The sequence below is a fragment of the Rhizobium sp. BK251 genome, from assembly GCF_004345245.1.
GTDB lineage: Bacteria > Pseudomonadota > Alphaproteobacteria > Rhizobiales > Rhizobiaceae > Rhizobium.
Map to the genome: position 1 here is coordinate 213,075 of NZ_SLUQ01000009.1, position 21,275 is coordinate 234,349.

General features: G+C 59.7%; 20 protein-coding genes and 1 riboswitch. Of the genes, 4 read left to right on the forward strand and 16 right to left on the reverse strand.

Going from position 1 to position 21,275, the window contains the following annotated elements; translation table 11 throughout:
- Position 1: 1 nt before the first annotated feature.
- Both EV286_RS23755 and EV286_RS23760 read left to right on the forward strand, forming a co-directional pair.
- On the forward strand, positions 2-1,042 hold the full coding sequence (locus tag EV286_RS23755) for a sulfate/molybdate ABC transporter ATP-binding protein (protein WP_132959647.1): 1,041 nt from the start codon (positions 2-4) through the stop codon (positions 1,040-1,042).
- A 162-nt stretch (positions 1,043-1,204) separates the two neighbouring features.
- Complete coding sequence (locus EV286_RS23760) at positions 1,205-1,990, forward strand: cell wall hydrolase (protein ID WP_132959851.1); 786 nt, start codon at positions 1,205-1,207, stop codon at positions 1,988-1,990.
- A gap of 69 nt (positions 1,991-2,059) precedes the next feature.
- Here EV286_RS23760 and pepT read toward each other — a convergent pair whose 3' ends face one another.
- From pepT to EV286_RS23800, 8 genes are all read right to left on the reverse strand, one after another.
- Entirely contained in the window at positions 2,060-3,292 is a 1,233-nt protein-coding gene (gene pepT, locus EV286_RS23765; protein WP_132959648.1) for a peptidase T, read from the reverse strand.
- A gap of 79 nt (positions 3,293-3,371) precedes the next feature.
- The gene (locus EV286_RS23770) at positions 3,372-4,139 is read right to left on the reverse strand and encodes a metallophosphoesterase (protein ID WP_132959649.1); all 768 of its coding nucleotides are present in this window, start codon (positions 4,137-4,139) and stop codon (positions 3,372-3,374) included.
- A gap of 83 nt (positions 4,140-4,222) precedes the next feature.
- Positions 4,223-5,281, reverse strand: coding sequence for a sn-glycerol-3-phosphate ABC transporter ATP-binding protein UgpC (gene ugpC / locus EV286_RS23775; RefSeq protein WP_132959650.1), 1,059 nt, complete (start codon positions 5,279-5,281; stop codon positions 4,223-4,225).
- Between the two features lie 4 nt (positions 5,282-5,285).
- Positions 5,286-6,116, reverse strand: coding sequence for a carbohydrate ABC transporter permease (locus EV286_RS23780; protein ID WP_132959651.1), 831 nt, complete (start codon positions 6,114-6,116; stop codon positions 5,286-5,288).
- A 3-nt stretch (positions 6,117-6,119) separates the two neighbouring features.
- Positions 6,120-7,055, reverse strand: a complete 936-nt coding sequence (locus EV286_RS23785) for a sugar ABC transporter permease (protein ID WP_132959652.1) — start codon at positions 7,053-7,055, stop codon at positions 6,120-6,122.
- Positions 7,056-7,147: 92 nt separating this feature from the next.
- A complete protein-coding gene (locus EV286_RS23790; RefSeq protein WP_132959653.1) occupies positions 7,148-8,407 on the reverse strand; it encodes a sugar ABC transporter substrate-binding protein in 1,260 nt (419 codons plus the stop codon).
- Positions 8,408-8,446: 39 nt separating this feature from the next.
- Positions 8,447-9,619: a PLP-dependent transferase gene (locus tag EV286_RS23795; protein WP_132959654.1), complete on the reverse strand. Its 1,173-nt coding sequence runs from the start codon at positions 9,617-9,619 to the stop codon at positions 8,447-8,449.
- A complete protein-coding gene (locus EV286_RS23800; protein ID WP_132959655.1) occupies positions 9,616-10,338 on the reverse strand; it encodes a FadR/GntR family transcriptional regulator in 723 nt (240 codons plus the stop codon). The genes EV286_RS23795 and EV286_RS23800 overlap by 4 nt, the downstream gene beginning before the upstream one ends.
- Before the next feature lie 311 nt (positions 10,339-10,649).
- Here EV286_RS23800 and EV286_RS23805 point away from each other — a divergent pair, with 311 nt between their 5' ends.
- Positions 10,650-11,174, forward strand: a complete 525-nt coding sequence (locus EV286_RS23805) for an EF-hand domain-containing protein (RefSeq protein ID WP_245500810.1) — start codon at positions 10,650-10,652, stop codon at positions 11,172-11,174.
- 68 nt (positions 11,175-11,242) lie between these two features.
- On the opposite strand, the gene EV286_RS23810 is transcribed toward EV286_RS23805, so the two are convergent.
- The 7 genes from EV286_RS23810 to nrdH all read right to left on the reverse strand — a co-directional run bounded on the left by EV286_RS23810 (position 11,243) and on the right by nrdH (position 20,194).
- Positions 11,243-12,454 (reverse strand): adenylate/guanylate cyclase domain-containing protein, encoded by a 1,212-nt coding sequence (locus tag EV286_RS23810; RefSeq protein WP_132959656.1) that lies wholly within the window; start codon positions 12,452-12,454, stop codon positions 11,243-11,245.
- Positions 12,455-12,479: 25 nt separating this feature from the next.
- Positions 12,480-14,099, reverse strand: coding sequence for an MDR family MFS transporter (locus EV286_RS23815; RefSeq protein ID WP_132959657.1), 1,620 nt, complete (start codon positions 14,097-14,099; stop codon positions 12,480-12,482).
- A gap of 82 nt (positions 14,100-14,181) precedes the next feature.
- Positions 14,182-15,351: an HlyD family secretion protein gene (locus EV286_RS23820; RefSeq protein ID WP_132959658.1), complete on the reverse strand. Its 1,170-nt coding sequence runs from the start codon at positions 15,349-15,351 to the stop codon at positions 14,182-14,184.
- Positions 15,352-16,388: 1,037 nt separating this feature from the next.
- Positions 16,389-17,378 carry a class 1b ribonucleoside-diphosphate reductase subunit beta gene (nrdF, locus tag EV286_RS23825; RefSeq protein ID WP_132959659.1) on the reverse strand — a complete coding sequence of 330 codons (990 nt, stop codon included), beginning with the start codon at positions 17,376-17,378 and terminating at the stop codon, positions 16,389-16,391.
- A gap of 15 nt (positions 17,379-17,393) precedes the next feature.
- A complete protein-coding gene (gene nrdE / locus EV286_RS23830; RefSeq protein ID WP_207909916.1) occupies positions 17,394-19,541 on the reverse strand; it encodes a class 1b ribonucleoside-diphosphate reductase subunit alpha in 2,148 nt (715 codons plus the stop codon).
- A 5-nt stretch (positions 19,542-19,546) separates the two neighbouring features.
- A complete protein-coding gene (gene nrdI, locus EV286_RS23835; protein ID WP_132959661.1) occupies positions 19,547-19,960 on the reverse strand; it encodes a class Ib ribonucleoside-diphosphate reductase assembly flavoprotein NrdI in 414 nt (137 codons plus the stop codon).
- 12 nt (positions 19,961-19,972) lie between these two features.
- Entirely contained in the window at positions 19,973-20,194 is a 222-nt protein-coding gene (nrdH, locus tag EV286_RS23840) for a glutaredoxin-like protein NrdH (protein ID WP_132959662.1), read from the reverse strand.
- Here nrdH and EV286_RS32100 point away from each other — a divergent pair.
- Positions 20,193-20,330, forward strand: coding sequence for a hypothetical protein (locus EV286_RS32100; RefSeq protein WP_165932923.1), 138 nt, complete (start codon positions 20,193-20,195; stop codon positions 20,328-20,330). The genes nrdH and EV286_RS32100 overlap by 2 nt on opposite strands.
- 109 nt (positions 20,331-20,439) lie before the next feature.
- Positions 20,440-20,662: riboswitch (cobalamin riboswitch) on the reverse strand.
- A 124-nt stretch (positions 20,663-20,786) separates the two neighbouring features.
- Here the strand turns inward: EV286_RS32100 and EV286_RS23845 are convergent.
- Positions 20,787-21,173, reverse strand: a complete 387-nt coding sequence (locus EV286_RS23845) for a glyoxalase superfamily protein (RefSeq protein ID WP_132959663.1) — start codon at positions 21,171-21,173, stop codon at positions 20,787-20,789.
- Between the last annotated feature and the right edge of the window lie 102 nt (positions 21,174-21,275).

The window sequence follows — 21,275 nt, forward strand, 5'->3', positions numbered from 1 at the left end:
AATGGAAGTTCGGGTTCAAAACCTACGCAAGGAGTTCGATCGCTTTCCGGCGCTGCACGATGTCTCCCTCGATATCCGGTCCGGCGAACTGATCGCGCTTCTCGGCCCCTCCGGCTCGGGCAAGACGACACTTCTGCGTCTCATTGCAGGCCTCGAAAGCCCGACCGACGGGCGTATCTTCTTCGGAGAGGAGGATGCGTCCAGGAAGACGGTTCAGGAACGCAATATCGGCTTCGTCTTCCAGCATTATGCGCTTTTTCGGCACATGACCGTGTTGGAAAACATCGCCTTCGGCCTTACGGTCCGCCCCTCCTCGCGTCGCCCTTCGAAGGCCGATATCCGCGCCCGCGCGCTCGAACTCCTCGACCTGGTCCAGCTGACCGGGCTTGAGAAGCGCTATCCCGCTCAGCTTTCCGGTGGCCAGCGTCAACGCGTGGCGCTCGCCCGCGCCATGGCGGTGGAGCCGAACGTGCTGCTGCTCGACGAACCATTCGGCGCGCTCGATGCGCAGGTACGCAAGGATCTGCGTCGCTGGCTGCGCGAAATCCATGATCGTACCGGCCATACCACCGTCTTCGTGACGCACGACCAGGAAGAGGCGCTCGAACTTGCAGACCGCGTCGTGGTTCTCAGCAAGGGCAACATCGAGCAGGTGGGGACGCCGGACGAGATCTACGATTTTCCGAACTCGCCCTTCGTCTTCGGCTTCATCGGCCAATCGAACTGCCTGAACGTGCGGGTTGAGAACGGCGACGTGTGGTTCGAGGACCGCCCTCTCGGCCTCTCCGTCTATGGCGAGACCGAAGGTGACGCGCAGCTCTATTTCCGGCCGCACGACATCGAACTCAGGGACGGTTGTAGCGGCTGCATCGCCGGTCTGATGACGACAAGCCGTCGTGTTGCCGGCACGCGCCATATCGAAGTCGATATCGGACATGGCCATGGCAATGTCGAAATCGAGCTGCCGCCGGACCGTGCCGTATCGCTCGATCGGAATCGAATCGCCTTCAGGCCGACGCGTTGGAAGCTGTTTCGGAGCTGATCGGCACATTCTTGCAACCTGGATCGCCGTCAATGGCCTTCAGAGCGAAAAATCTGCAGGGATTTTGTGATCTGAGGTTGTTTGTATTTTTGTCACATGCTGGGTAAAACGTTTTCGCTTAATCGATAAGGGCTGGACTAATCCAATAGGAGGCACTTGGCGTTGAGGGCGGACATCTCCTTTGCGAAGTCCTTGGGGGGGATTTTGCTTATAGGACTGGCAGCGGCGAGCTGCACGACAGCACCCAATTCTACTGGATCGGTCGCCTCGGCCGGACAGAAAAAGGTTCAATCAACAAAGGTCACTTTCAATTATACGGCCAAGGATCGCGATTGCCTGAAACGCGCGATGTATTTTGAATCAGAGCATTCTGACGAGTCGGGCTATATGGCCGTGGGCACGGTTGTGATGAACAGGCTCACGTCCGGCGCCTATCCTCCTTCGATCTGTGGCGTCGTTGCCCAGAAGAAGCAGTTTGCTCCAGGCGTGATGACCCGTGAGGTCATGCCGCAGGCCGAACCCGAGCTTGCGAGTGCGGCGGACGCAATCTTGCGCGGCGCACGTCATCCGGCAGTGAAAAACGCCATGTTCTTTCACACCAACGGGTTGAAATTCCCGTATAACAACATGCACTACGTGACTGTTGCCGGTGGCAATGCCTTCTATGAGAAGCGCGGATCGGATGGCGAACTTCAGACGCCGCCGCCCCTGCCCTCCTATGAAGTGGCGATGAACTACGTGCCGGGTCAGAGCATGATGCCAACGCAGTTCGACATGCTGGTTCCGACTGTCGTACCGATACCGACGCCGGCTCCGGATGAATCGATCGCCACGGGCGCCGTGCCGATTCTTGCAAGCGATCCGGTGATGCCGGTCGCAATACCGACGCCGCGCCCAGCCTATGACAGCGTGATGCTGCGTGGCAGTCTCCCGATCAGCGGAAGCTGATCCCGGGATCGAGTAGCCGAGATCCGGGAGCGCCGATCGCCCCCGGAGTCACTGGTCTAAGAAAAGCGTTCAGGCCCTCTCCTGCCAGACCGTTGCCAGCTCGACGAGCGTTCGCACAGCCTTTTCCATGTCCTGCCGGCTGACCCATTCGAGCGGCGAGTGGAAGGCGTGGCCGCCGGCGAAGATATTTGCCGAGGGAAGGCCCATATAGGACAGGCGCGAACCGTCCGTACCGCCGCGGATGCTGCCCCGGAAGGGCTCCATGCCCGCACGCCGGATCGCCTCGACGGCGTTTTCGACGATCTGCGGATGACGGTCGAGAATGGCCTTCACGTTGCGGTATTGCTGCCTGACCTCGAAGCGGTAGGTCGAGCCGGGATAGCCCGCCATGACATCCTTCACGATTTCCTCGAGCATCGTCTCCTTGGTGGCAAGTCCCTCTTCCGTGAAGTCGCGAATGATCAGGCTGATCGCCGCCTTTTCCATCGACCCGGTGATGCTTGTCGGATGCAGGAAGCCCTGCCGGCCGTCGGTCGTCTCGGGTGCTGCATCCCTCGGCAGGCGATCGACGATCGCGGCGGCGATCTTGATGGCGTTTTCCATCCTGTCCTTGGCAAAGCCCGGGTGGATCGCGACACCCTGGATCGTGATATCGGCGGCATCCGCCGAGAAGGTCTCATCCTCGATATGGCCGGCGGTCTCACCATCGACCGTATAAGCGAATTCGGCTCCGAGCTTCTTCAGGTCGACCTTGTCGACGCCCCGCCCGATTTCCTCATCGGTCGTGAAGAGCAGCTTGATGGTCCCGTGTTTTACATCGGGATTGTCTACGAGGAACTGTGCCGCGCTCATGATCTCGGCAAGGCCGGCCTTGTCGTCGGCGCCCAGCAGCGTCGTTCCGTCCGTCGTGACGATGTCATTGCCGATCTGGTTGGCGAGCTCTGGGTGGTCACTCACCCGGATCACCTGGCTGGTGTCGCCCGAAAGCCGGATATCGCCTCCGCGATAGTTCCGGACGATCTGCGGCATCACACTCGTCCCCGTGAAATCCGGCGCCGTGTCCATGTGCGAACAGAAGCAGATGACCGGCACGCGTTTGTCCGTATTCGAGGGGATCGTGGCATAGACATAGCCGTGCTCGTCGAGGTGCGCATCGGAGACACCGATCGCCAGCAATTCCTTGACCAGCAGGCGCCCGAGATTCTTCTGCTTCTCGGTAGAAGGCTGGGTCGGTGATTGGGCGTCGGATTGCGTGTCGATGACGACATAGCGGAGGAAGCGATCAAGAACTGTGTCGGTCATGGGGTCCATTCCAGTGAATTCGTACACTGATATAGCCCGCGCAGATCGCGCGGCAAAAGTCTTTTCCATGTGAGAGGCTTCACCCGCCGGTATCGATTTGAACCGGAGTGGATACCGGCACTGAAACGACGTGCGAAAGCAATCGACCGTCGGCTATCTGATGGACTAGAAAGGAAGGTGCATCGATCGCGGCGATGTCAGGCCGGCCCTCGAGCAGAAGGGGATTGGGCGGACATAGGGAACCGCAGGTTTGTACGGCGATCGAGCCCAGGCGCCCAAAGACCGGCCGATGAACGTGCCCGCATAGGACCGCCAACGGCCTTTTCTCCGCTGTGTCCAAGACCGCGAGCAAGCCGTCTGCGTTCCGGCATCCGGCATGATCCAGAACCTCGATGCCGATAGGGAAAGGCGGCTGGTGCATGAAGATGAGGGCGGTCCCGCCAACGTCCGCAAGACTGTCCTTCAGCCACTGCAGATGCGGCAATGCATCGCCATGGCTTTGACCCGCCACCGTGACGTCCAGACCGACAAGCACCACGTCACCGATGGCGCTGAGAAAGTGCATCGGGCCGGTCGAACTCGGCCACCGGGCCACATCGCCGAGCTCGGATCGCATGAGGTCCTGCCGGTCACTGTTGCCGGGCAGGATGTGAATCGGACAGGACAGCGATTGCAGGCTTTGCACGATGCGGCGGTAGCCTTGCCGCCATCCGTCATCCACGAGATCGCCGGTGATCACCAGCGCGTCGGGCCGGAGGGTATCGAGCCAGGAGATCGCTTCGGCCAGCACATCGAGAGAGGCGGAATCCGGGCTTGCATGAATGTCGGATATCTGCGCAACAAGCATCCTGCCCTCCCTCGCCAGATCCTGAAGGTGCATCATACCGCGGCAGCAATATCGCTGGCTTGGATGCCGCCCGCCGTGTGGCCTCAGACCGCCCGCTTGCCCTCGCCGTCGAACAGATGGAGATGCTGCGCCGGAAACGACACGTTCACCGTCGGCCCGGCGGAAAGCGTCTCCCGGTCCAGCGTGAAGATCTTGAACGGCAGGCCGTGCAGCGAAAGATGCAGGATGATGCCGAAGCCGGTCGGCTCGACGAGCTCGACATTGGCGCTCATGCCGCTGCCATCAGACGTCATCACCACATGCTCCGGCCTGACGCCGAGCGTCACCTTCGCATCATTCGCGATGGCGAGCGGCGCAGGCAGCTGGACGAGCGTGCCGTCCTTCAGCCGGACACCGCCCGCCTCATAGGTGGCGTCGAGGAAATTCATTCCCGGCGAACCGATGAAACCCGCGACGAAGAGATTGGCTGGGCGATCGTAAAGCTCGAGCGGACTACCGACCTGCTGGACCACGCCGCCATGCATGGCGACGATCCGGTCAGCCAGCGTCATCGCCTCGATCTGGTCGTGCGTGACGTAGATCGAGGTTGCCTTCAGGTCGCCATGCAGTTTCTTGATCTCGGCGCGCATCTGCTCACGCAGTCGGGCATCGAGGTTCGACAGCGGTTCGTCGAAGAGGAACGCCTTTGGCTGTCGTACGATGGCGCGGCCCATGGCGACGCGCTGGCGCTGGCCGCCGGAGAGCGCCTTCGGCCGGCGCTCCAGAAAGGGATCGAGGCCGAGCTTGGCTGCCGCACCGTGGACGGCGTTCGCAATCTTGTCCTTGGCCGTCCTCCTGAGCTTCAGACTGTAGCTCATGTTGCCGGCCACGTTCATGTGCGGATAGAGCGCATAGGACTGGAAGACCATTGCGATGTCGCGGTCCTTTGGGGCCAGTTCGTTGACGCGGTTGCCTGCGATGCGAATTTCGCCCGAGGTCACCTCCTCCAGCCCGGCGATCATCCTCAGCAGCGTGGATTTACCGCAACCGGAAGGGCCGACGAGCACGACGAATTCGCCGTCCTTGATCTCGAGATCGATCCCGTGCAGCACCGAGAAGTGGCCGTAGGATTTCTGGATGTTCCTGATATCGATGGATGCCATGTGACTAACCCTTGACCGCGCCGGCCGTCAGGCCCTGCACGAGATAGCGCTGGATGAGCAGGAAGAAGAGGCAGGCCGGGATAAGCGCCAGGATGCCGGCGGCCATCATCTGCCCGAAGTCGACGGAGAATTTCGAGACGAAGGTCAGGAGCCCGACCGGGAAGGTAGCGGCGTCATTGCCGTTGATCAGCATGAGTGCGAAGAGCAGTTCGCTCCATGCGGCCGTGAAGACAAAGCCGAGCGTGGCGGCGATCCCCGGCAGCGTGAGCGGCAGGATGATCTGCCGGAAGGCGACGAACTGCGTGGCGCCGTCGATCATCGCCGCCTCCTCGAGATCCTTCGGAATGCCGTCGAAGAAGGACTGCATCAGGAAGGTAGCGAACGGCACGTTGAACGCGGTGTAGACGATGACGAGGCCGGTCAGGCTGTTCGTCAGATGCAACGGCGAGAGGATCTTGAAGATCGGCGCCACCAGCATGACGAGCGGGAACATCTGGGTGAGCAGCATCAATGCCACGATCCAGTACTTGGCCCGGAAATTGAAGCGCGACAAGGCATAGCCCGAAAGCGAGGCACAGATCGTGACCGCGATCGCCGTCGATGCCGAGACGATGACGCTGTTCTTGAAGAAGGTCGGGAAGGCGCTGTGCTGGATGACGAAGGCATAGTGGTCCCAGGTCATCCGCGACGGCCACATGCGCACGCCCTCGGTATAGAGCAGGTCGTTCGGCGTCACCGAGACCTTGAGCAGCCAGAAGAGCGGAAACAGCGCAAAGACGATGTAGCAGAGGATTGCCAGGCGGTGCGCGACGGTGGGCAGGATGGATCGTCTCATGGCTCAGTCCTTTGCAAGCAGCGTCTGCCGCAGCAGGATGATCAGCATCGAATAGGCGAGCAGCAGTACGAGAAGCACGAGCGCGATTGCCGAGGCATAGCCGAAGTCCAGCCGCTTGAAGGCCTGGGTGAAGATGTAGCTCGCGACGATCTGCGTGCGGTCGGCCGGGCCGCCGCCCGTCATGACGACGATGAGATCGGCGAAGTTTGAAATCCAGACGGTGCGCAGGAGGATCGTGATCGCGATCGTCGGCGCCAGGAACGGAAGGGTGATCGACCGGAAGCGCTGGAACCAGCCGGCGCCGTCGATGGAGGCCGCCTCGTAGAGATCGCGCGGGATCGCCTGAAGTGCTGCCAGCAGCGTGATCGCGAAGAACGGAATGCCCCACCAGACGTTGGCGATGATCGGACCCCACATCGCGTAGCTGGGATCGGAGAGGATATTGCCGGGCTCATTCATCAAGCCGAGCCCGAAAAGCCAGTGCGGGATGGGGCCGATGACAGGGTTGAAGAGCCACGCCCAGTTGAGACCGGCCAGAAAGGACGGCACCGCCCAGGGGAGGAAGACGAGCGCCTGCACGATCCCCCTGCCCCAGAAGGGCTTGTCGAGGAGGAGGGCGAGGATCAGCCCGAGAAAGAACTGCAGGACGACGGAAGCGCCGGTCCACCACAACGTGTTGCGCAGTGCGCCGTAGAAGGCCTGGTCCTCGGCGAGTTCGCGAAAATGCTCCAGCCCGACGAAGCCGCCCGAAAACGGGTTCAGGAGCTGGATGTCGCGGAACGCGTAGGACATGCCTAGCACCAGGGGCACCAGCATGACGGCGATGATGAGGATGAGCGACGGCGCACTGTAGAGATAAGGTTCGGACGCCTGCGCGATCCGTTTCATCAGCGGCCGCCGGTCATCACGCATATGGTGCGGAACGGCAGTTGTATCCATCAGGCAAGTATTCCCGCTTGCGGCCGAGGCCGATCAAGTCCTTGAGGCTGGTAGCGGCGGCGGGTCAACCCGCCGCCGTGAGGCTCCCGCGCCTATTTCTTGGCGAGGAACTTCTGTTGCGCCTTGGTCAGATAGTCGGCCCACTGGTCGGCAAGGTCCTTGGCCGAGATGTCGCCGAGAAGGGCCTGCTGCGACGTCTTGATCGCGAGCGAATCCTTGAAGAAGGCGAATTCCTCGAGATAGGTCGGCATGACCGTCGGAACCGTGTTCGGGTCAGCGAGTTCCTCGAACCAGCCCTTGAACTGGTCTCCGGCGTAGAAGGGATCCTTCTCTGCCGAGGTATAAGCCGGCAGCGCGCCGATACGTTTGTTCCACTCGATATTGCCTTCCGGCCCTTCGAGCGTGGCGATCAGCTTCCACGAAAGGTCCTTGTTCTGGCTGGAGCTGAACATCGACCAGCCACCATAGCCGATGGTCGGGAAGGACTTGCCGTCCGGTCCCTTCGGCAGCGGCATGACGCCGAAATCTTCCTTCTTCATGCGGTCGGCGATGGCGATCAGCGCATCCGGATCCTGGTCGAGGAAGGCGCAGGTGCCGGAGTAGAAGCCGGCGACGACTTCGTTGAAGCCCCAGTTGACGCTGTCCTTCGGCGCATAGCCCTTCTTGTACAGGTCGACCATCCATTCGATGCCCTTCTCCCAGCCGGGGCTGTTCATCGTGGAGGTGCCGTCTTCGTTGAAGTACTTGTTATTGCCGGCCATGGTCGCGGCAAAGATCATCCAGCCGTTCAGGCCGCCCGGTCCGCCGCGCATGCAGTAGCCATACTTGCCCTGCAGCTTGGAAACCTTCTCGGACGCCGCGGTGAATTCCTCGAGCGTCTTCGGCGGTTCGGCAACACCGGCTTCCTGCAGGAGCTTCTTGTTGTAGAACATGGCGCGCAGGTAGAAGCCGTAGGGCAGCATGTAGGCCGTGTCGTTCACGTCACGACCGAGTTCGAGCGCCCGCGGCGTCAGCTCCTTCGTGTGCTCCCACTTCGCCAGGTAGGGCTCGAGGCTTTCAAGCATGCCGTTGTTGGCATAGAGCGAGAGCCAGGTATCCGGCATTTCCATCACATCGGGAACGTCGCCGGCCGAAACCATCGTGGCGAACTTCTGGAAGGCCTCGTTCCACGGCAGCGAGATGATCTCGACCTTGGTGCCCGGATTTTCCGCCTCGAACTTGCCGACGATTGACTTGAGCGTTTCGGTGCGCTCGGGGCTGGTGATCACTTCCACCAGCTTCAACGTGGTATCGGCAAATGCCGTGCCTGCCATCATCGTGGCGAAAAGCGCGGCCGTTATCAGTCTTTTCATGTCATTCCCCCTTTTTGTCAGGTGTCTTTCCTTGGTAATTCAGGCTTTTGAGGCGGCGGCGATCGCTTCCTCGATATCCCTCCAGAGGGCCTCGGTTCCTTCGAGGCCGACATGGAGGCGTACGGACCGCTTGTGTATGCCGAAGGCATGCGCGGAATTGGGCTGTGCCTTCTGCTGAAGCACGACCTCGCCCGGTACGATCAGGCTTTCATGGCCACCCCAGCTCACTCCCAGTTTGAAGAGTTTGAGGTGGTCGGAAAATGTGCGGATGTCGATGCCTTCTCGGAAGATGAACGAGAACAGGCCGGACGTGCCGTTGAGTCCCGTGGGCAGGCGGTTGGCAAGTCCCGGATGACAGACGGTTTCCACGATATCGAGATTCTGAAGGCGCTTCGCGATCGTAAGGCCCGCGGCCTCGTGCGCCTTCATGCGCAGCGGCAGCGTGCGCAGCCCTCGCACCAGGAGCCAGGCGTCGAAGGGAGAAAGCTTGCCGCCGAGATAGGGATAGGCCTCGGCTTTGATGCGCGCGATCATCTCCTTGGAGCCGGCGACGACGCCCGCGACGACATCGCTGTGGCCGCCGAGATATTTCGACGCCGAATGGATGACGAGATCGACGCCAAGCGTCAAAGGTCGCTGGAAGAAGGGGCTCGCCCAGCTGTTGTCGATCATGGTGACAATGCCGTGGCGCTTTGCGAGCCCCGCCAGCGCGCCGACATCATGGGCCTCCATTACCCAGCTCGTAGGGCTTTCCATGTAAAAGAGCTTGGCGCCGGGTAACGCCTTGGCGACCGCCTCCTCGTCGCGCCCGTCGACATAGGTGACCTCGACCTTCATGCGCTTGAGGATCGTGCCGAACAGACGGAAGGCATCGGGATAGACGTGCTTGACGGCGACGATGCGGTCGCCCGGCTCGACGAAGCTCAGGACGGCGGAAGAGATCGCCGCCATGCCGCTCGCAAAGCCGATTGCATCCTCTGCGCCCTCGAGCTTCGCCAGCATCTCCTCGAACATGCGCACCGTCGGGTTCAGCCCGCGCGTATAGATCGGGCGTACCTTCTCGCCGCGATAGGAGGCGATCATGTCGTCATAGTCCGAGAAGGTGAAAAGCGATGTCTGGAAAATCGGCGGCACGACTGCCTCGGCGAAGTTGCCTTCGTCATGGGCGGTGATCAGCGACGCCAGTTCGAACGGCTCAAGCCCGTCACTCATTTGGACATTTCCTTGATGTCTTCCTCGACGACGTCGAGGATTTTCAGTGTTTCGCGCCGCGCCGCCTCGGTGTCCTGGGCGGCGATGGCGTTGAAAAGGGTTCGGTGAAAGGGAAACGACCGGCGGGCAAAGTCCTGGCGGTCGAAGGGATGGGTCCAGAAACGCTCGAAGGTCTCGCGCATCTGTTCGAGAAGCTGGCGGAACAGCGGATTGTGGGTGGCGTCATAGACCGCGAGGTGGAAGGCGAGGTCCTCAGGGCCGGAGGTGCCCTTCTCCATGTGCACCCGCTCCATCTCGCCGAGTTTCTCCTCGATGAGGAACAGGTCCTCGGCCGTGCGCCGCCGCGCCGCCACCATGCCTGCCTCGCATTCGATGCCGCGACGAACCTCCAGCGTCTGCAGCAGCACGTCGCGCAGATGCGCCGTGTCGAGCGAAAGCGGCATATGGATCGTATCCCGGGAAACCCGCTTCAGCAGGTAGGTGCCGCTGCCCTTGCGCGTCTCGATGACGCCGAGCGCCTGGAAATGGCGGATCGCCTCGCGGATCGTAGAGCGCCCGACGGCAAGGGCCGCCATGAGCTCGCGTTCGGCCGGCAGCCTGTCGCCCGCCTCAAGCCGCGCATCCTGCACATAGTGCGCCAGGGCATCCGTCACCTGCCGGGCGCGATCGACCGCCGGTAGCGGCTGGATCACCGGCCTTCCGTTGATGCTTGCCTTCATGGTTCCCCAATTTTCTTATCAGGCAGCCGACCCTTAAATTGGTCTGACATCTTAGCATTATGCAGAGCCATGGCGGGTCGTCAAGAAGGGTGATTCTGAAGAGCGTGATTCCATTCTCCTTATCCGAAATCACACGGCCCGCGCCGCCAAAGGCGTTCTGCAAAACTGTGGAACGCCCTCGGGGACGTTCGGTCGGGCCAACGGCTACTAAGCTACCGGGCTCGCGATTCAGCTACCCAACGTAGGTATGCATTGACGGATTTTGCGTGGGTGACGCATGGACCGACGCCGGACTGGAGAAGTGAATCCGGTTGCAATTCGATGATTCAATACACGTTTGCGGCAAGTCTGAAGCAAGGTTGTCTCTTCAGACTGCCGCCATCTTCAAGGAGGATTTCGTGAAAGTAGTTTCTGACAATTCGATTTACAGCCTTATGGTTCCCACGTCCCGCAAAGGACCCTCGGTAAAGGACCAAGGCATCGGCGTGGTCGCAACACCCGCAAAGACTCCGTCCGTCCGGACCGATGCTCAGTTGATCGATGAGTTCAATTCGCGGTTGGCCAAACAGCAGCTGGACTGGGCCGATTCAGATAAGAACGGCGAAGTTTCGAAGGCCGAGTATCTGGAAGGGCAGAAGAAGCTGGCGGCTTTGAACGACCGGCAGTACGACAGCCAGGTGGCAGAGCGGCACTGGGCGAAACTCGATCCGACCGGAACGGGATCGCTAAGCGAGGACGAACTTCGCGAAGGTCTGGGACAGCTGTTGCCGGTAAAGGTAGGTCATCTCGACTCGAATTTCGCAGAACGACTGCGTGCGAAGCAGACGCCGGCCTGATCGTTACTTGGAGGCTTCTCATCGAAGGCCTGTCGTCGAGCGGGCCTTCCTCAGCCATTCGGTTGGATCTACTTCGCTCCAGACATCGCAATCGTGAACAGCTCTACCGGTTCTGTGAAGCCTTTAAGGTTCTGGCGCCCTGTGCGAACGACCTTGTCAGACGCGATCCGACGACGGAAAGCATCCGACATCAGGATGGATTTTCCGAGTACGCCACAGGCTGTCTGGATCCGGCTAAGCAGGTTGACGTCGGACCCGATGACGGTGAAATCCAGCCTCTGCCCGGAGCCGATGTTTCCATAACTCACCCTCCCATAATGCAAGGCCACCGTGGCATCGATGCGGACACCGTCCTGCTCGAATTCTGCTAGATGGGTGAATATCTCATCGCTTGCAGCCAAGGCTCGCTGGCTCGCAACAACCGCGTCAGACGTCGGGAAGAATGCGAGTGCCGCGTCGCCCATGAACTTCAGCACTTCGCCGCCGTGACCGGTAATTGCAGGCACGACCACATCGAAATAGGCGTTGAGTAACTCGAGCACCTTTTCATCGGGCAAGCGGTTCGAGAGCTCGGTGAACCCCTTCATGTCGCAAAGCAGAAGTGCTGCCTGCATCGTTTCGATCTCGCCCTGGCGGATTTTGCCGGCGAGGATCCGTTGCGCCGTCATCGGCCCGATATACGTATCGAGCAAGGACAGTTCTGCGTGGCGCATGACCCGCATCTCGCAGGTATTGCGCAAGGCGGGCAGAATCCGCTCGACCACGCGGATCTCGGACAGGGTGAAGCCGCCTGGCCGCTTCGTCCCAAATCCCGCCGCACTTACCGGCCCATCGACATTGCACAGCGGCGCGATCATGAGCTGGACAAGGTTCCTTCCCGCGAAGACGTCGATATGCTGCCATGGGGAGTCCTTGTCGCCCGCATCGACAATCATCGGCTCACGCGTCTCCATTACCTTGACCAGCGCGCTGGAAGCGAATTCGAGCTTGATCCCGTGATCCCTGTCGTGAATCTCGACGGGTTCCAAGGGGGCCCATGCGACCGTTCGGCCGAGGATTTCGGGATGAAGGGTCATGAGATGAAGCGTCAGTCTGTCGATTGGGAGGCCGATTTGCCGCAGCCTGAGGCCAAGCCCGGCGACCAGGCCGGCTTCGTCGATCGAATGGCACTCGTCGCCTGCCAGCCATTCCAAGACGGCAAGGATGGAGCCGGGGTCGACATTGCGCCCGACGCTCCCGCGGTGTCGTTGGGAAATCGGCTCTCTTGTGATCGTATTCATGGTGATCTCCTTGAGAATTGCGGTTTCAGTGTGCCCCGCCACCAGACATCTGGCCGCTTGGCTTCTTGAGGAGGAGCGTTGCGAACAGGGCAACGATGAGGCCCGCGCCAAGCAGAAAGAATGCATCGCTGAACGCCATGATGTTGGCCTGCTTGCGAACGCTGGATGCAATGGCGACAAGGGCCTTGTGGGTAGCGGTGGCCGGGTCGCTGACGCCGTGGTTCATGAAATAATTCGTCAGTTTGGCGACGCGAGTTCGCGTGGCTTCTTCAAAGATGCTGATAGAGTTCGTCAGGATATTGGAATGGAACTGCTCACGCTTCGATATGAAGGTCTGAAGCGAGGCGATTCCGACTGCGCCGCCCAGGTTTCGCATCATGTTGAACAATGCCGATGCGGAGCCTGCGTTCTCCTGTTCGATGCCTGCCGTTGCGACCACCGAGAGCGGCGCGAAGACAAGGGCCTGCCCGATGGCACGGATGACATTCGGCCAGAAAAGCTGGTCGGCCGCATAGTCGCCGGTCATGTGCACGTTCATAAAGTTCGAGGCAGCGAAGAGAGCGAAGCCTACGGCGATCAGCAAGCGGACATCGATAATTTTCATGAGCTTGGGGACGAGCGGAATGAGAATAAGTTGTGGGATTCCGGTCCAGGCAAGCACCATGCCGATCTGTTCGGAATTGTAGCCCTGGATGCGTGCCAGATAGATCGGCAGCACGAAGGCTGACCCGTAAAGTGCGATGCCGAGCATAGTGTTCGCCAAGATACCAAAGCCGAAGTTGCGGCGCGCAAGAAGCCTGAGATTCAGAAGCGGGTTTGCGGTCTTGAACTCGATGATCAGGAAAAGCGTCAGAGAGGCCGCGGCAACGATCGAGAGCTGCACGATGAATTCGGATCCAAACCAATCTTCCTTGTTGCCCTCCTCCAGCACTGTCTGAAGGGCGGCAAGGCCGATCGCCAAGGTCGCGATGCCGGGCCAATCACCCTTGGCAAGCAAGCCAAAGTTCATCGGAGCTTCATCGAGAGATGCCCAGAGCAGACCGACCATCAACAGGCCGGGGACGAGGTTTACGTAGAAGATGAACTCCCAGCCGTAATTCTCGGTCAAATATCCGCCGATGGTAGGCCCGATAGCGGGAGCGAACGTGGCCGACAGCGCAAAGAGCGCCAGTCCGATCGGTTGCTTGGGCTTCGGCAGCAGGGTGATGATGATCGTGAACGCCATAGGGATGAGGACGCCACCGGCAAAGCCCTGGATGGCACGAAGCACTATCATCTGTTCGAGGTTTGCTGCGAACGCGCAGGCGACCGAAAAGACCAGGAACAGGATGGCGTTGGTCAGAAGATACTTCCGAATGGAGAAGACCTGGGCCAGCCAGCCGCTGAGTGGGATGACCACGATCTCGGCGATGAGATAGGAAGTTGAAATCCAACCGCCGTCATCCTTGCCTGCGCCGATTGCCCCTTGGATGTCGGCGAGTGATGCGTTGACGATCTGGATGTTGAGGACGGCCATAAATGCGCCCAGCGTCGACCCCACAACCGCGCACCACATCCGGAGAGGACTCATGCGGGATGCCTCGGATTGAGCCGATGCGGCCTGCGGGGGCACATTGTTGTTTGCTACGAGCTTGATTGTAGCCATGACATTGCTCCATCCGCTGTTGCAGAATTTTCACCACGGTATTTCTCTTATCGGGAAAGAGACGGTTACCCGTCAGCGCCCGTTACTTCGCTTCCGATAGCCGCGTGAGCCTGGTGTTGATTTCCGGCTCTACGGACATTCCGGAACGGAGTTGAGCAGCGCGGGCTTCGTCATCGATGATGATCTTCACCGGTATGCGCTGGACGATTTTTGTAAAGTTGCCTGTCGCATTGTCCGGAGGAAGCAGGGAAAACTCGAGGCCGCTGGCTGGCGAAACGCTGTCCACATGACCTTTCACTTCCATGTCTGGAAAGCTGTCCACCTTGATGTCCACCGGCTGTCCTGGCCGAACGTAGGTGAGTTGCGTTTCCTTGAAGTTGGCAACGACGTAGACCGAGTGCAGGGGCACCACCGCCATCAACTGAGTGCCGGCAGTGACATACTGTCCAAGGCGGATCGAACGTGCGCCGACCGTTCCATCGACCGCAGCCAGGATGTTCGTATAGGAAAGGTTCAGTTCGGCCTGTTGAACGGCGGCGGCGGCTCTTTCCCGTTGGGCGACCGCTTGATCACGCTGGCTATTCAGAACGGGCACCCTGTCGTGCGCTGCGATCAATGCGGCCTGGTCGCGTTGGACTGCGGCGGTCGCCTGATCCATCTGGGATCGGCTCTGCTCGGCGCGTGACTGGGTGCCCGCCCCGGCGCTGATCAGGCGCGTGCTTCTTTTCGACTCCGACTTTGCAAAGACAAGCGAAGCATTCGATGCATTGACCGACGCCTGTGCCTGAGTGATGACCGACCTCTGTAGCTCGATCTGCGCATCGATGTTCGTGATCGCGGCCTCTGACGCCTTCACGTCGGCCCGCGCCTGATTCAGTGCTACCTGGAAGTCGCTGTCGTCGATTCGCGCAAGAAGCTGCCCGGCCGTCACGGCGTCGTTGTCATTAACGAGCACCTCCTTGACGTAGCCGGCCACCTTCGGTGCGACTGTCGTGTAGTCCGCCTTTACATAGGCGTTGTCGGTGGACTCGATAAATCGGCCGACGGTCCAGTAGTGGTGGCCGAATTGGACGCCGTATGCTGCTCCGGCGAGTAGGACCATGACAAGCACACCCCTCTTGAGGACAGATTTGCGAGGGGTAGTGGAAACAGGCGTCGCCGCGGCCTGTTGGGCGGGTCCTGCCCCGGGATCGGCTCCGCTTATGCCGGGCTCGGTGGACTCGAATTCTTCCTTGCGGGGCAGTTCAACCATTGCAATCTCCTGCGATCCTTGCTCGCGACCATCTCTGAACTCCAATGCCCTATGTTTTGGGAATTGATAATTGACGGATTGCTTTAAAGATTATCCGCTGAGGATGGATAATCGATGGGTTTTTCCGCCTGCTTCGCCTGGGTGCGCACCATTGAAAGTGGATGGGGATCTCGACCAGAGCCGTTACGCCCGCGCTGCCGGAACGGCGTAGCGCAGGCGCGGTTGATCCAAGCTGCCCGGAATCGATTTCCACGTCGGCAACGATCAGTCGGCGGTTACGAGGCACCGATTGGTTGAGTTTGCAATCACCCCGAGTCGTCCAGCTTGGCTCTGTCTGGTCTCAAAGGATGTCGTCGTTATCGAGCGCTGGTTAGTGCAGGCCCAGAGAATATTACGGCCACCCCCAAGCGCCTGTAAGCCAAACTAAGGTTTGGGATCGGTGGACGGGAAGCGGCTTGGCCACCCGCGGATGTGCGCTTGTTTTCGGCCATGGGAAGCATCGCCGAAGATGTTGAGAAGGTATCGGATGGGCGATGCAGAGCCGCCAGACCACGGGCGTATTTCTGCAGGAACTGCTCCTGTTCGTCTGGCGCCGCAAGCCGAAGGCGACGGTACTGGCCTAACCCGAAGGCGTCTACGCAACTGGGAGCTATTCACTGCCTTGATAAACACCCTGCGTTAGCGCTCATTCGCGACACCATAAGAAAACCTGATCCGCAACGGAAGGACTACGACTTGAGGCACATCCCCAGCAAATTTTCATTCCGGCAGGTTGATGTTTTCGCCTCACGGCCTTTGCGCGGCAACCCATGCCCCCATCGCGAGCGGGGGCGAGATCAGCAACTAGATCGTCCGACATGCGCCCGCGCCGTTGATGCTGCACCTTGAACCAAATTAGCATATCCCTATCTCAACAGACGGGTTGCCATTAAGCGCCGTTGTGACCTGTACAGGGCCCTGTTGATCCCAATGTGATCCTGACGACGGAGGCGATCGTCGGACGCCCAAGCTTTCAAAGATCCTACGAGAGGCGTGGGTCAGAAATCCCAATCCTCGTCTTCCGTCGCCACTGCCTTGCCGATGACATAGGACGAGCCGGAGCCGGAGAAGAAGTCGTGGTTCTCGTCGGCATTCGGCGAGAGGGCAGAGAGGATCGCCGGGTTAACCTTGCAGGCTTCGGAAGGGAAGAGAGCTTCGTAGCCGAGGTTCATCAGCGCCTTGTTGGCGTTGTAGTGCAGGAACTTCTTGACGTCCTCGGTCAACCCGACGCCGTCATAGAGCGCCTCGGTGTACTTCGCCTCGTTGTCGTAGAGTTCCAGCAGCAGGTCGAAGGCGAAGTCCTTGATCTCCTGGCGGTCGGCCCGCGAAATCCTTTCCAGCCCGCGCTGGAACTTGTAGCCGATGTAATAGCCGTGTACCGCCTCGTCGCGGATGATCAGGCGGATCATGTCGGCCGTGTTGGTGAGCTTGGCACGGCTCGACCAGTACATCGGCAGATAGAAGCCGGAATAGAACAGGAAGCTTTCGAGGAAAACGGAGGCGATCTTCTTCCTCAGCGGATCGCCCGAAGCATACTGCTCCATGATCAGCGCCGATTTCCTCTGCAGGAATTCGTTCTCCTGCGACCAGCGATAGGCGTCGTCTACATCCGGCGTCGAGCATAGGGTCGAGAAGATCGACGAATAGGAGCGCGCATGCACCGCCTCCATGAAGGAGATGTTCGACAACACGGCCTCTTCATGTGGTGTCGATGCGTCTTCCATCAGTCTTATCGAGCCGACGCCGTTCTGAATCGTGTCGAGCAGCGTCAGTCCGGTGAAAACGCGGATCGTGAGCTGCTGTTCTTCCGGCTTCAGGGTTGCCCAGGAGGGGATGTCGTTTGACAGCGGCACCTTCTCGGGCAGCCAGAAATTTCCTGTCAGACGGTTCCAGACTTCGACATCCTTGTCGTCCTCGATGCGGTTCCAGTTGATGGCCTGCACGACGGCGCCAGCCTTCGGGGCCTTGGTCTTCACTTGGATGTTCATTTTCCTCACCTGAAATCAGAGGGCACAGGAGACGCAACCCTGCACTTCGGTGCCGGACAGCGCCATCTGGCGAAGGCGAATGTAGTAGATGGTCTTGATGCCCTTCTTCCAAGCGTAGATCTGCGCCCGGTTGATGTCGCGCGTCGTTGCCGTGTCGCGGAAGAACAAGGTCAGCGACAGGCCTTGGTCGACGTGCTGAGTCGCCGCCGCATAGGTGTCGATGATCTTCTCCGGGCCGATCTCGTAAGCGTCCTGGTAATAGTCGAGATTGTCGTTAGTCATGAAGGCGGCCGGGTAGTAGACGCGGCCGATCTTGCCTTCCTTCCGGATTTCGATCTTCGAGACGATCGGATGGATCGAGGAGGTCGAGTGGTTGATGTAGGAGATAGACCCGGTCGGCGGCACAGCCTGCAGGTTCTGGTTATAGAGCCCGCCCTCCATGACGGACTGCTTCAGTTCCCGCCAGTCTTCCTGCGTCGGGATATGGATGCCAGCGCGTTCGAAGAGATCGGCAGCCGTCTGCGTAGCCGGTTTCCATTCCTGCTCCATGTATTTGTCGAAATATTCGCCGGAAGCATATTTCGAATTCTCGAAGCCCTTGAAGCTCTGGCCGCGCTCGACGGCAAGCAGGTTCGAGGCACGGATCGCGTGATAGGTCACCGTGTAGAAGTACATGTTGGTGAAATCGACGCCCTCTTCGGAGCCGTAATAGATCCGCTCGCGGGCGAGATAGCCGTGCAGGTTCATCTGGCCGAGGCCGATGGCGTGGCTTTCGTCATTGCCCTTGGCAACGGATGGAACCGAGGTGATGTTGCTCATGTCGGAAACCGCCGTAAGCGCCCGGATCGCCGTCTCGATCGTCTTGCCGAAGTCGGTCGAATCCATTGCCGCCGCGATGTTCAACGAGCCGAGATTGCAGGAGATGTCTTTGCCGAGATGGCTGTAGGACAGGTCGTCGTTGAATGTGCTCGCCTCGCTGACCTGCAGGATCTCGGAGCAGAGATTGCTCATCGTGATGCGGCCGGCGATCGGGTTCGCCTTGTTCACCGTATCCTCGAACATGATATAGGGGTAACCGCTCTCGAACTGGATTTCGGCGATCACCTGGAAGAAGTCGCGCGACCTGATCTTCTTCTTCTTGATGCGGCTGTCGGCCACCATCTCTCGGTACTTTTCCGTCACCGAGATTTCACTGAACGCCATGCCGTAGACGCGCTCCACGTCGTAGGGCGAGAACAGGTACATATCCTCGTTGTTCTTCGCGAGTTCGAAGGTGATGTCCGGCACGACGACGCCGAGCGACAGCGTCTTGATGCGGATCTTCTCGTCGGCATTCTCGCGCTTGGTGTCGAGGAAGCGCATGATGTCGGGGTGGTGCGCATTGAGGTAGACGGCACCTGCGCCCTGCCTCGCACCGAGCTGGTTGGCATAGGAGAACGAGTCCTCCAGGAGTTTCATCACGGGGATGACTCCCGACGACTGGTTCTCGATCTGCTTGATCGGCGCCCCGGCTTCACGAAGGTTCGTCAGGGACAAGGCGACGCCGCCACCACGCTTGGAGAGCTGGAGTGCTGAGTTGATGCCTCGCGCGATCGACTCCATGTTGTCTTCGATGCGAAGAAGAAAACACGAAACGAGTTCTCCTCGCTGCTTCTTTCCTGCGTTCAGGAAGGTCGGTGTTGCCGGTTGGAAGCGGCCGGAGATGATTTCGTCGACCATGTCACGGGCAAGCGCCTCGTTGCCGCGCGCCAGCGTCAGCGCCACCATGCAGATACGGTCTTCGTAGCGCTCGAGGTAGCGTTTTCCATCGAAGGTCTTCAACGTATAGGAGGTGTAGTATTTGAAGGCGCCGAGGAAGGTCGGAAAGCGGAACTTCTTCGCGTAGGCGTGGTCGAAGAGATCGCGCACGAAGTTGAACGAATACTGGTCCAGAACCTCCTGCTCGTAGTATCCCTCGGTGACGAGGTAATCGAGCTTCTCCCTAAGGTTATGGAAGAAGACCGTGTTCTGGTTGACATGCTGCAGGAAGTACTGCTTTGCCGCCTGCCGGTCCTTGTCGAGCTGGATCCTGCCCTCGTCGTCATAGAGGTTCAGCATCGCGTTGAGCGCGTGGTAGTCGAGCGTTGAATCCGCCACTTTGACGTCCGTCGCCTTCGTGTCCATAGCCTTCAAAGGGCGTTCAAGTACTGCCGTGTCCAAAATCGTTCCAATCCGTGTTTGACATTGGCGACGTCTTCCTCGGTGCCCAAGAGCTCGAACCTGTAGAGGTAAGGTACCTGACACTTCTGCGAGACGATGTCGCCGGCGAGCCCGAAGGTCGCGCCGAAGTTGCTGTTGCCGGCGGCGATGACCCCACGGAGGTTCGAACGGTTTGCCGCATCGTTGAGGAAACGGATCACCTGTTTAGGCACTGCTCCTTTGCCACCGTCGCCGCAGTATGTGGGAACGACCAGGACGTAAGGATTGTTTGCCGAGAACTCGCGCTCTCCACTTATCGGGATCCGACCAGCCGGAAGCCCGAGTTTCTCGACGAAGCGATGGGTGTTCTCCGAGCGACTCGAGAAATAGACGATCTCGCCCATTGCAATACGTCCTCAGGCGAGCGCGCTGATCATGTCAGGACGAAAACCGGCCCAGTGCTGCTCGCCCGCGATCACGACCGGAACCTGGCGATAGCCGAGCCCCTGCACCAGCGCGTAGGCAGCCGTATCTGTTGAAACGTCGACGACAGTGTAGTCGATACCCTGGCGGTCGAGCGCGCGGGTGGTCGCCGTGCACTGGACGCAGGCGGGCTTGCTGTAGACGGTGATGCTCATGTTTTTCCTCGTATGGGTTCGAAAGGCATGGGAAGTCGTTCGGACATCCGCCGATGCCCGCACGAAGGATCAGAAATGGGAATGGCACGCGCTTACGCCGCGCGGCTTCACGCTACTCGCGCTTGCTATGGACTGAACAACTGGACATGGACTTCACCCCGAAGCTGGCTCATGCGGGGATCAGGGGCAGCGGTACGTGCGGCGATCATTCCGCACATGAACGCGACCTTCCGGACACCCCGCCCGTGGACGTTATGCTCTGAGGCAGGTCTCCTGGCTTGCGGGTCGTCACATCCGATCTGCCTTCCCAATGCGTGGTCCGCACCAGTGGACTGATTGATCGCATGCTCGCCGCTTACAGTTGCGGGGGCAGCTCCGGCCTTGCTTCGCCCGTCATGGACGATACGCACCGGATTCCCGTCTTAGCTTCCGATGCGAATCGGAAGAACCTCGAACGCTAGATATAGTAGACGAGGTGTAGATTCCGTCAACGACTATGACGGAGACGTTTCCAGATTGTTGGGGACGAGCGAGGGTCGATGTGCTTGAGCAAACTGTTGTTGTCCGAGCCAAGGCCTTGGCTGGCCGACTGCTATGCGCCGAAAGTCACGAAAGAAATCACGTTTCCATCCGGATCGCGGACATGGAAGTCGGTGCCACCCCAGGTCTGCTCCGTGGGCTCTTGGGGCATCTCGACCCCTTGCCGATTGAACTCTTCATAGAGTTCGCGGACATCAGAGGCCTCAATCGTTGCCAGGATCAACGATGGCTCGCGCGCCGCAATCTCGGAAAAATTCGGTTCGCGAACCTCGCGGAGGTGAAGGCATGCGCCGTCGCGAGAAACGGAACCGTAGAACGGCGTCTCCCCGTAGAGAAAGTCGATGACGAAACCGAGCTTCGAACTATAGAAGGCGGCGCTCTCCGTGACATTCCGCACGAAAAGTATTGGGACTGCGGGCTTCAGCAACATTGTGGTCATGAGCGTCAGCAGCTCCCAACAGTCGATGGCAGAGGATACCGAATGTCAATGACCTTCGCCAGTCCAACGGCGTAGGCCAAAGAAGATCGTGCCATCCCGGTA